Source organism: Quyinboa mangrovi (genome assembly GCF_042219825.1).
Lineage (GTDB): Bacteria > Bacteroidota > Bacteroidia > Bacteroidales > UBA5342 > JBHJHP01.
The window spans coordinates 451156-462229 of record NZ_JBHJHQ010000006.1 but is presented as its reverse complement, the minus strand read 5'-3'; the positions used below and the strand labels follow the sequence as shown (position 1 = coordinate 462229).

7 protein-coding genes are annotated in these 11074 nt (G+C 37.8%); 2 read left to right on the top strand and 5 right to left on the bottom strand.

Annotated features, from left to right (window positions below; genetic code table 11):
* Window positions 1-225: 225 nt before the first annotated feature.
* Both ACE1ET_RS15135 and ACE1ET_RS15130 read right to left on the bottom strand, forming a co-directional pair.
* The gene (locus tag ACE1ET_RS15135) at window positions 226-1131 is read right to left on the bottom strand and encodes a helix-turn-helix domain-containing protein (protein ID WP_375729265.1); all 906 of its coding nucleotides are present in this window, start codon (window positions 1129-1131) and stop codon (window positions 226-228) included.
* Between the two features lie 578 nt (window positions 1132-1709).
* Window positions 1710-2693: a hypothetical protein gene (locus tag ACE1ET_RS15130; protein ID WP_375729264.1), complete on the bottom strand. Its 984-nt coding sequence runs from the start codon at window positions 2691-2693 to the stop codon at window positions 1710-1712.
* A 590-nt stretch (window positions 2694-3283) separates the two neighbouring features.
* Here ACE1ET_RS15130 and ACE1ET_RS15125 point away from each other — a divergent pair.
* A complete protein-coding gene (locus ACE1ET_RS15125; protein ID WP_375729263.1) occupies window positions 3284-6604 on the top strand; it encodes an arabinofuranosidase catalytic domain-containing protein in 3321 nt (1106 codons plus the stop codon).
* Between the two features lie 89 nt (window positions 6605-6693).
* Window positions 6694-7893 carry a vitamin K epoxide reductase family protein gene (locus ACE1ET_RS15120; protein ID WP_375729262.1) on the top strand — a complete coding sequence of 400 codons (1200 nt, stop codon included), beginning with the start codon at window positions 6694-6696 and terminating at the stop codon, window positions 7891-7893.
* Between the two features lie 308 nt (window positions 7894-8201).
* On the opposite strand, the gene ACE1ET_RS15115 is transcribed toward ACE1ET_RS15120, so the two are convergent.
* The 3 genes from ACE1ET_RS15115 to ACE1ET_RS15105 all read right to left on the bottom strand — a co-directional run bounded on the left by ACE1ET_RS15115 (window position 8202) and on the right by ACE1ET_RS15105 (window position 11012).
* On the bottom strand, window positions 8202-8858 hold the full coding sequence (locus ACE1ET_RS15115) for a glycosyltransferase (RefSeq protein WP_375729261.1): 657 nt from the start codon (window positions 8856-8858) through the stop codon (window positions 8202-8204).
* Between the two features lie 511 nt (window positions 8859-9369).
* On the bottom strand, window positions 9370-9801 hold the full coding sequence (locus ACE1ET_RS15110) for a T9SS type A sorting domain-containing protein (protein ID WP_375729260.1): 432 nt from the start codon (window positions 9799-9801) through the stop codon (window positions 9370-9372).
* A gap of 2 nt (window positions 9802-9803) precedes the next feature.
* The gene (locus ACE1ET_RS15105; RefSeq protein WP_375729259.1) at window positions 9804-11012 is read right to left on the bottom strand and encodes a hypothetical protein; all 1209 of its coding nucleotides are present in this window, start codon (window positions 11010-11012) and stop codon (window positions 9804-9806) included.
* Window positions 11013-11074: the final 62 nt, after the last annotated feature.

Sequence of the window (11074 nt, the reverse complement as noted above, 5' to 3'; positions counted from 1 at the left end):
TAAATTTCAAAGTTTTTTAATTGGTTAATATGCAGTAGCAAAAGCCATTAATTAGAGAATTATCGGAATACTTTCGATATGGATAAAATTTTTAGATTAATACATTTAGTTTGTAAAATAATATGTCCAAGTTCTGAATTTTAAACAGTGAGAGTTCACAAAAAAAAATAATTCTTGCATCAACTTTATAAAAAAGATGCAAGAAAAAATTTCATATTGCGTAAACTATTCTTTTATCTGAGAAGCAAAAGTACTTGGTGAAATTCCTTCAATTTTTTGAAAAGTGATGCGAAAAGAATTGCGATTAGAAAAGCCGGAAAGTGATGCAATGGCTTCGAGAGTGTAATCATTTACTTTACCATCATTTATCAGCTTCTTTGCATGTTCAATACGCCATTCGTTTCTGTAATCTGTGAAATGTTGTTTTTTTACTTCCCTGAAAAAGTAACCTAAATGATGTTCAGGAATTTGAATTTGAACTGATAACTGTGCCAGGTTAAAGTCAGGTTGTAAATACGGTTTAGATTCTTTCATGAAAGAATCTGCTCTTTCACTGATAGTAGTGAAATATTTCGAATTAAAATGATTTATTTTCTTCAGTTCATTAGATTCAAAAGACGGGCCTTGATTTTCTTCCTGAACATTTGATAATTCGGATTCGGGTATACGTGGTAATCCATATAAAATAGCCGGGAATAAGAGAGGTGTTACAAATAATCCAATAAGTCCTGCCCCGGACAACATTCTTAAAATATTCAAGGTAAAAAACAACTCCGGCATTTTCATTGAAAAAAATCTGATTATTAGCAATGTATGTGTTAAAACCACAATGAAAAAAAATCCCAGAAGAAGAATCAACCAGTGCGCCACAAAATTTTGATTGGGAAAAATAGCAGTAACTTTCTTTTTTGTATAAAAACGGATTATAAGTCCTGTTGACCACAGTGTATATAAAAGCATTGATAGTGGCCGACTTAGATAAATAACAGATAAGGGAAACAACTCAGATAATAAGGTAGCTTTATACGTCTGTATATAACCAACATCCTTCACCACAATTTTAGCTGCTTCAACTTTTTCATTAAAAGGCACTAATGTATAAGGCAAAGAGGCAACAAAAAAGATCGCCATGGGTAGTAAATGCAAAAGGTCTGATTTTTTTAAGTGTGAATCATCATTTAAAATACTTCGCACATAGAGGTATAAAGCAGGACCAATCAGGTAAAGAGGAGGAAATACAATAACATAAACCTCGAGGAAGAAACTAATAAGGAATACCGACTTTGAATAGAGTAAAACATATTGACTTAAAATGTAAAGACTTACAAAGAAAAAAAAGGCGCAAAGATAAATAGTTGAGGAATTCTTTCTTGCATTAAACGAAAAAAGGATTAGTGAGAAGAGCACCCCAAGTATAAAAAAAAATAAAAGCATGCCAGCTTAATTTTTTGCAACAACTAATTTACAAAGTTTTATGCGTAAAACAATATATTTATCAAGCTAAATTGGAAAGGTTGGTTAAAAAATAAGCGACTCTTATTGGTCATATTTCCCCCAGTCGCACAGTATTGTTTCAAATTTGAATTTTTAGACATAACATTGATAATTATATAAAATAATAAGGCAAAGGTTCAAGTTGTATTAGGAAAATCAGACGACATAAAAAACCGGAGTGGTAAGCTCCGGTTTAAATTCATTCATTCGTAATATTACCATGGCCAGGAACTCCATATGCTGCAATGTCCGGCCAGATCTGTCCCTGTTATTTCCCTGTTAGCAATAGAGTAACCACTGTTCATTAAGGCATACGGTGCAAAATGAATTGTCCCGTCAGCTGCTGCAAAAGCCTTTCCGAAATGTGCCTGGCACAGTGCATGACCTGTTTCATGAAGAACAACTGTTTCAAAGTCATAAATATCGTTTCCAATAACATCATCCGGGGCATCCATCCAGTTAAATTCATCATTAATGTAGATTTCTTTGAAAGCCACGTCATTTTTTCCATTATTATCAATATCTGTAGGTTCCCCTCCGTCATCAGTCCAGATAAATGTAAATGTAACTCCAAGTATAAAATCTCCACCATTGGTTTGTATGGCATCAAATAAATCACGTGGCAAAATACCTCCATGAACAACTCCGCCAGTCAAATAGCCTGGGAATCCTCCTAACCCTAAAATAAACTGCACATAACCCAGGTCAAAATCAGTCGTTCCCAAAAATGGAATTTGAAGTCCGTAAGAACAGGTATTATTATCCCAGGTATTCATGGCACTTATTATAGCGTTTATTGTTTCCGTCTCTGACATACCTGACGATGTTCCCATTTCTGTACCATCAATTACATAAGGAACCTCAGAGCCAGTGCCATTCCTTAGATCGTTGGGAACAAAGCATGATTGTAGTTGTTTATTACCTACGTCCTTGAAGAAAAGGGTCATTCCCTCCTGCTCAGCAGCATAAGTCTCTATCTTTTCAACCATTATACCATGCTCTGATATAGCTTCGTTTATAGAGGTAATAATGCTATTAAGCTTTACGGACTTAAGATGATTGAGATTCAAAGTATTAGGCTCAGCTTTAACAAATAACTGTGTGAGATCCTTACTGGAAGATTGATCCATTTCATGCTTTTGGCAACCAGAAACACCCAGAATAATGAGTGCAACAAGAATAATAGAACTTGTTTTCATAATGCTATGTTTTAAGTGAAGTGAAAAAAATAAGTGATTATAATTCTCAGGATTATCATAATTCAATGATTATAATTAGCTTAATAAGTTTCATGAAAGGCAATCCTTAGAAAATTGCCCTTTAATCTACAATAGGCTAATTCTAACTTAATTAGGGTAAGTTAAATGGATGATTCTATTCCAAATTTACGACAATAATTTTCTTATTATCGAACGGTATCGTCTCAAATTTGAACGGTATCGTCTCAAAAAAACGAAATTATTCCAAAATGATAAAAGTTGTTCACAATAACCATTACTATAAGAACTTCCAACAAATACCTTTATTAATATCCTAATATGACTATTTCCTACTATCTGTTCATAAAATAAACAATACAGTAAAGTCAATGATTTATAAATCATTGACTATGGGCAAAGGGACAAAGATATATTACGAGAATTGGAATGATCAGAAGGGGAAAATCAAATCTTCATTTTAAAGAAAACTTTCAGAATTTAGTATAAAAAAATAAAATCAATTATTTTTATATGTTCCTTTAAATGGGAAACTTACAAACCACAACAATATCACAATTAAAAAAGGTACCATGAAAAACAAAAATCGACTTTTACTCATTCTTTCTTTGACGCTTGTTTTACCGGCTACTTTAATGATGATTCTGGCTATGTCCGGAGTCGGAAGTAGTGCGGTTCCCCAAAGACCGGAAGGTCCGTGCGATGTATATGCCGCCGGAGACTGTCCGTGTGTGGCAGCACACAGTACTACCCGTGCCTTGTATGCATCGTATAATGGCCCGTTATATCAGGTCATGCGTATGTCCGATGGGAAAACACTGGACATTGGCGTTGTACAACCCAGCGAAGGGGATCCGGGCGGTTATGCTGATGCAGCTGCACAGGATAAATTCTGTGCAGATACCTATTGCTGGATTACAATTCTGTATGACCAGTCAGGCAAGGAGAATCATCTGATACAGGCTCCACGTGGCGGAACCGGTGCCCCGACAATGATGGGCGGTTTTAACAGCCTTCCCATTGCAGATATGGCACCTGTTACACTTATGGGACATAAAGTTTATGGTATTTTCATTGAGCCGGGAATGGGCCTTCGTTTAAATGATACCAAAGGAACGGCAGTGGATGATCAGGCCGAAGGTCAGTATTGGGTGATTAATGGTCTTCATTATAACGATGGCTGTTGTTTCGATTATGGTAATGCCGAAACTGACAGCCGGGATGACGGTGACGGAACCATGGAAACCACATACTACGGTAATGCTCCCTACTGGTATCACGGACAGGATCAGGGACCATGGATCATGACAGATCAGGAAAATAACCTGGTGGGCTGTGTTAATCCCGATCCAAGGGATAAATACTGTGCAGACTTACCCAGTATCAGCTGGCGTTTTGTGACGGCCACAGCTGATGGTGAACCACACCACTGGAGGTCAATGGGAGGAGATGCGCAAAAAGGCGATCTTCAGGTGATGTATGATGGACAACGGATCATTAATGACAGAAGCAGTTATGACCCCATGCGTAAGCAAGGTGCCATACTTCTGGGTAACGGTGGCGATAACAGCAACGCTTCACAGGGTACTTTCTACGAAGCTGCCATGACAGCTCCCGGGACGTTTCCATCCAAAGAGACAAACCAAAAACTCCAGGCTAATATTGTGGCTGTAAAATACGATGTACAACGGGTAAGTATTACACCGGCATCAAATACAGGTATGCCTCCAGGTCTGCAAACCTTTACGCCTAACTCATCTCAAAATACTACGGTAACATTTACCAACACTACCGGAGAACCTATCAAAGATCTTACATTGAGTATATCAGTACCTAAAGGATGGAAGTCTGTGGCATTAAACTCTGAAAAGGATACGAAGAAATTTACCGGTAAAATTGCACCGGGAGCCAGTGTAAGTGCAACCTTCACGGTCACTTCAGGTTCAGATGCATTTAATGGTGACCTGGTTGGAAATGCAAAATGGACAGGTTCCACACAAGGAAAATCACAGTCAGAAACTGCTATTGAAAAGGTAAGAAATGTGAGCCCTGTAAAAATTAATGAGTTCCGGGTCAGCGATGGATCCAACTCAACAAACACCTTCATCGAACTCTATAATTCAGGGAATGATAATGTTGACATTTCAAACTGGACATTGACGGAGCATGCCACACAAATGCCAGTCTTTACAAAAGTTCAGATTCCGGAGAAAACAGAACTGGCGCCTCACAGTTTCTACCTGTTGGGACTTTCCAATTCAGGGTTAGCCGTTCCGGTAAAAAAAGGCGAATCAACTATTTATGTGCGAAGCACAGAAGGAATGTCTGTTGGCGATGAAGTGATCATAGGCACAGGTTCAAACAAAGAGATCAGGAGAATTGCAGGAATATCAACTCCTGCTGAACCCGAAAACGATCCGCGTCGGAGATGGCGTCGGGGTACTCCGGGTCAGACCAACATATGGCAACCGGTGCCCGACGGACCGGTGGTTACCTTCCCTGCCGGTTCAAACAGTATTTCTGTTAACAGCGTAGATGGATTCGAGGTTGGCCAGAAAATGGCGATTGGTTACGGAGCGCAATACCCTGTGGTTGGAACTGCTGTTGAAAAATACGAAGTGGTGACCATTACCAAAGTTGGGAAGCCCGGAACACAGGCCTGGCTCTCGATGGATGCAAAAGCTGGTGACACAAACATTAAAGTATCTTCTGTAGAAAATATTTCTGTTGGCGATAAAATCAGACTGGATATCGATAGTGAAGGCCATGGAATAGAATGGGTCGTTGTTAAAAGTGTTGGAACAGCTTCTTCCCGCAGCACATTTGCCGGACCATTAGGCGAAAATGATAACCCGGGAACCGGTCTTGAATTAGAAGAACCGTTGAAATTCGATCATGCGTCTAACATGCCGTTTAGTGCCTGGGGAACAGGGATCAGCTTTGAACCAAAATCTAAATTTGATCATTCAAGCAATGAACCTGTACTGGCACTGCATACTAACATCAAATTGGATAAACCTCTGGCTAATGACCATGAAATGGAAGAGGTTGTTCTTGACCAAAAAGTGACAACTGCAGGCTACCAGGGACCCCGCAATCCGGATCAATGGTTCGGAGGCCCGGCTCTTTCTTCCCGTTCGGGCAGCATGGTATTGCGCGATGCAGAAAACAATATCGTTGACGGATTAAATTACGGAGCGCTTGTAGATCCTTACCTGGCAGAAGGGTACCAGGCTGTTTCAGGGGCTCGTGAATATGGCTGCTTTGCTCCTACTCCTATCGGCAGGGGAAGCTTCCGTTGGTTTGGTGGCGGTTCCGTATCCTTACCGGATATCAGTACAGGTCGTTATCCTGATGGTGCTGATAAAGACAGTAACTGCGGTGATTTCCATACACAAATAAGTACCTCCATCGCAATTGCTTCTGTTAAAGGTGATGAAAACCTTAAAGTCTCTGGTGTAAACGATTTTACTCCGGGCCAGAAGGTTGTTGTCGGAAGTGGCAGCGAAAGTGAAATAGCTACTATTGCTCTTATTGGTACAGCCGGTGGAACAGCCATAGCTACAGCTACAAAAGAAGGTGATACCGTTGTTCCGGTTGAAAGCGTGGATGGATTCAGTGAAGGTCAGACCATCACAATTGGCAGTGGTGCCAATAGCGAAAAAGCAGTTGTTGCGTCAGTCACCAACAGACGCTTCCGTCGCAACAACAATAATGATAATGGTCCAGGTATCTTTATCACGGTTTCTGCGCCGCTAAAGAACATGCATAATAATGAAGAACCGGTTTCTGGTACAGGGATCACATTTTCAAAACCTTTGGTTAAAAATCATGAGATTGGAACCATTATTGCCAGCAATATTCCAACTCCGGGAGAACCAAATCAGTATTAATTACAATTATCATTGATAAGATACAAGAACTCCGCTGCATATCGTTCTCCCTTATAGCAGCGGAGTTCTGTTTAAAAGAAGAAGGTGCAATGATCCAATATTCTCAGGATAAAAATAACTGGCCGTTCTGGCGACTACTATTTACCGGGCTTAACGTACTGGCCATTGGTTTAAGTCTTATTTTAAGCTGGCACTATTTTACTGAAGGAGCAATGCCGGGATGTGGCATTGGCAGCTCCTGCGATCAGGTATTAAGTAGTCGCTGGTCAACGCTGGCAGGCCTTATTCCTGTTAGCGGCATGGCACTGGGGGTCTACCTTGCCATGTTTGTAGCCGGTTTAAACATAAGTTCTACCACTGAATTATCAGTTCGACGCACGTCATGGAGTGTAATGACACTTCTGGGAGGTGTGATTATTGGCAGCGCAATCTGGTTTACCGTATTACAAAAATGGATCATCGGAAGTTTCTGTATGTATTGTATGACGACTCACATTACAGGCGTTTTATTATCGTTTGTAATAATCCGGAGAGCATTTAAAGCCTATGAAACAACCCAAAAAGAAAAGCACCTGCTGAAATCTAAACGCATAGTTCTAATTATGCTGACCGGCCTGATTATATCTGGATTTGTAACAGTATTTCAGTTCGCAAATACGCCGTCTGCTGATGTTCACGACAGCAATACGCAGGAATATACCTTAAAAACTGATTATAGAAAAGTACCCATAATTGGTTCACCAGATGCACCGTACAAGGTTACCTTGCTTTTTGATTATCAGTGTTCACACTGTCAGAAATTACACTTTATGTTGAATGAGGCCGTTCGGCAGTATAACGGTAAACTTGCATTTGTACTGCGCCCAACACCATTAGAACATAGCTGTAATCCTTTTATTCCGGTCAGTACAACAAACTTTAAAAATTCCTGTGAACTGGCAAAAATCGGATTAGCTGTATGGCGCGCAAATCCGGAAGCTTTCTCCATGTTTGAAAGCTGGATGTTCACCTTTGATTCAGGCAACCGTTGGCGTCCAAGAACGCTTGAAGAAGTTATGATGAAAGCTGCTGACATTGTGGGTCCTGAAAAGCTTGAGGCTGCCCTGGCTGATCCATGGATTGAGCGGTTTTTACAAAGCAGTGTGCAACTGTTTGGACAAACCCTGCAGAATGGCCGGGGCGCAATACCCAAACTGATTTATGGTTCAAAATGGATTATTCCGGAACCATATAATGCAGACGATCTTGTAAGCATTCTTCAGAAAAGTCTGGGGATTCCTAAAAAGTGAATTGAGCCTAAATGCATTGAATAACAGTACCACATTGAAACTTTTGGAATCGACCTTCCCTCCTATTTATCAAAACCTGAAATTAAGGAATTGAAAACCATAATCAAGGGAACCTTTGTTGATTTAAAAACGAATTTAGCCGAACATACCCTATATTTCGGTGACTAAACACAAATTGGTTTATTATTTAAAATAAAAAGAGATTGAAATGAAATTCAACCTCTTTTCGTGTGAATGCTTATTTAGTATTACCAATTCTGTTATTCTTTACACACCGCTATTACAATTCACCAGATTATTATGATAGATTATGCGGTCAGGTTTTGACCTACCCTTCCGGATTCCATTCTGAAAGAATTTGAATTCCTCAGGTAAGCGTATGTATCCATGTAATATGGCATTACATCAGGTTGCAAACTCAATAAACGGTAAAGTTCATATTCACTGCTAAATTTTTGTTTCCCTGACAGAATCCCCATTTTCAGCAACAATTCCCTTTTAATAAATATCGCTGTATACAAAGGCATGTCACCAAATGGTACTTGCCATTTCCTGTTTTTTGATATCCGAAGGGAAAAGATGGAACTCAGGTTATTACTCCCGTTATACAGCATGTTTTTACCGTATATCAGATTGCAATTCCTTTTTTGAAAGCTATTGACAATTCGGGACAAAGTACTGGAATCATATAAAACTTCTCCAGGATTCAAAATGCAAAGTATTTCACCTTCTGTTTCATGTATAATTTTCATCATACCTTCATAAAAACTATCCTTTATTAAACTGACTTTCAGGTTGTTTACATCATGAAGATCTAAGGGAAGTTCTTCAGTATTAACCGTTGATTTATAACAAGCAAGTATATGCTCAACGTTGCTGTAAGTTTGATTTACAATTGAATCTATTGTTAGATCCAATAATCGATCATATTTGATGGATGGCGTAATAACTGATATTTTCATCATAGACATTTTTTAAATATTTTTTCTTCAATACTCAAACATTTCATCGAAAGTCTGCCCTTAGACTAAAGATGCTTTCAAATCACTTGTTGCTTTTATAGTAAATGTACACGTGCTGTAAAAGAAACTCAGGCCGCTTGCTGAACAAACGCATTGCTATCAGTAGAATTGCCGTTAAAATGAAAGGGAAGAGTGTACTTAAAGAAACCTGTTCAAAAACACTCAAGCTTGCTAACAAAGCTACGATTAATGAAGTAATGGTTTTATTCATAATTCATATATTAAGTATGAGATATTCAAACTTTTAAATCTTGATCTCAATTATCGAAATCGTAGGCGCTAATTCAAACAGATTATAAATTTACGGTTATAGGGATATTCTTTCAATTGGTATTTGTACGCAAAAGGAATACTTAAGAATAGGTAGGGTTTTTACCTATGAACCGAATTCGATTTGAGCAAAAGTAAAAGGTATAACAAAATAAAAAGCTTAAATATTTTTGATTCGCACCATTTATTTCTTCACAAACTTGCTTCGAACCAGTTTCCCATCCTGTACTATTTCAATGATATAGACGCCTTTAGTAAGATTTGAAATATCAATATTAGGATTGGAGCCGAAATATGCGTTTTGGGATAACCTCTTACCCGAAAGGTTGTAAATGCTTAGCAAACCGGAATCACCTTTTAAGTTTAATTGAATTTCATCGTGAGCAGGATTAGGGTAAAAATTCAGGGGTGTAAATTCCCTGTTATTCAAACGTGTTGTTTCTTTTAAACTGTAAAACCAGTCTGACTTTGTACCGGTTGTCCAGTCGTTTTCATTAGTATTCCAGTCATAAGATAGTCCTGAAATTATAAGACCATTTTCATCAAAAACATATTCACTTTTATATACGCCTGACCAGATATCTTTCATTGAATCCCAAACATAATATGAATCCATTGTTAAATTCCTGATTCATCGTAAGCATTTTCATCCTTTTCGGAACCTTCCCAATCACTTGTTAAATCACTCCAAAAGTAAGTTATAAATGAAATCGGATTACCAAACGCATCATAAGAAGATTCAATTTTTATGAACTCATTCCATTTATTTGTCCCTTCTGACCAACTATAAGTTATTGATTCATACACCTGTCCATTCTTATTAATACTATTGTCTGATTTATTGGAAGGTATCCATGTTTCTGAATTGTAATCCCAATTTAGCCTTTCGCTATGGATTACATTACCATCAGAATTATTGGTGAAATCATACTTAATTATCAGTGTCCAATTATCCTCATTAACCGTTTCGTCCCATACATAAATATTTCGACCAATTAAATAATTAGCTTCGTCATAAAAATTTTCAGTTTTTTCAACCTCAACCCAATCTTCAAGTTCTGAATCCCTGGCATATTTAATTAACCAATCATATTTCCCTTTTTCTCTGTAAGAATACTGAAACCTTTGACTAGCGATCCACGATTCGGAGCTAACGTTCCAATAATAAGAACGTTCATCTTTCTTGTTCCCATATTCATCATAGGTATCTTCATATTTGTAAACAGCTGACCATGTCCCGGTATCTATATTCCATGCATAATCTACATGCATTACCCTATTTCCATTTTCATCATACGAATTTTCGTATTTACTACTATATACCCATTCATTTAATGAGACATCCCAACTGGAGAATGTCCATTCAATAATTTCCTCTAAATCATTGTATTTATTTTGAATTTTGCTCGTACCGACCCATTGAACAGCATCACTATCCCATCTATAAGATATTTCAATTTCAAGATTTTCTGAAGTTAAATAGACATATTCCTTTTTTGACTGTTGAATTGCAAACGAATTAGTTAAGGTATCCCATTTCATATATAAAATACTATCCAGCTGATATCCATTGTCATTTTGAACTTTTTTTATGATAACATGGTTTAAATCATTTTTATATTGATCAGCATGGATATTTTGAGCATCATCTCCTTTAAGGTTGTTTTTGCGATGCATAGATGGCAGAACACCAAGGTTCACATCATTAATGATCCGTAGTGTTTCAATATTAATATTAGAAGTTGACTTTATTTGTCCAGGTAATTGAGTTGAAACAGTTAATAAGCATATCAGTAGCAGATTGAATAAAGTATTGGATTTTAGCATGACATATTAGATTAATGTAGACCTATTAAAAATAACAGAACAAAAATCCTTTATGTTCAATT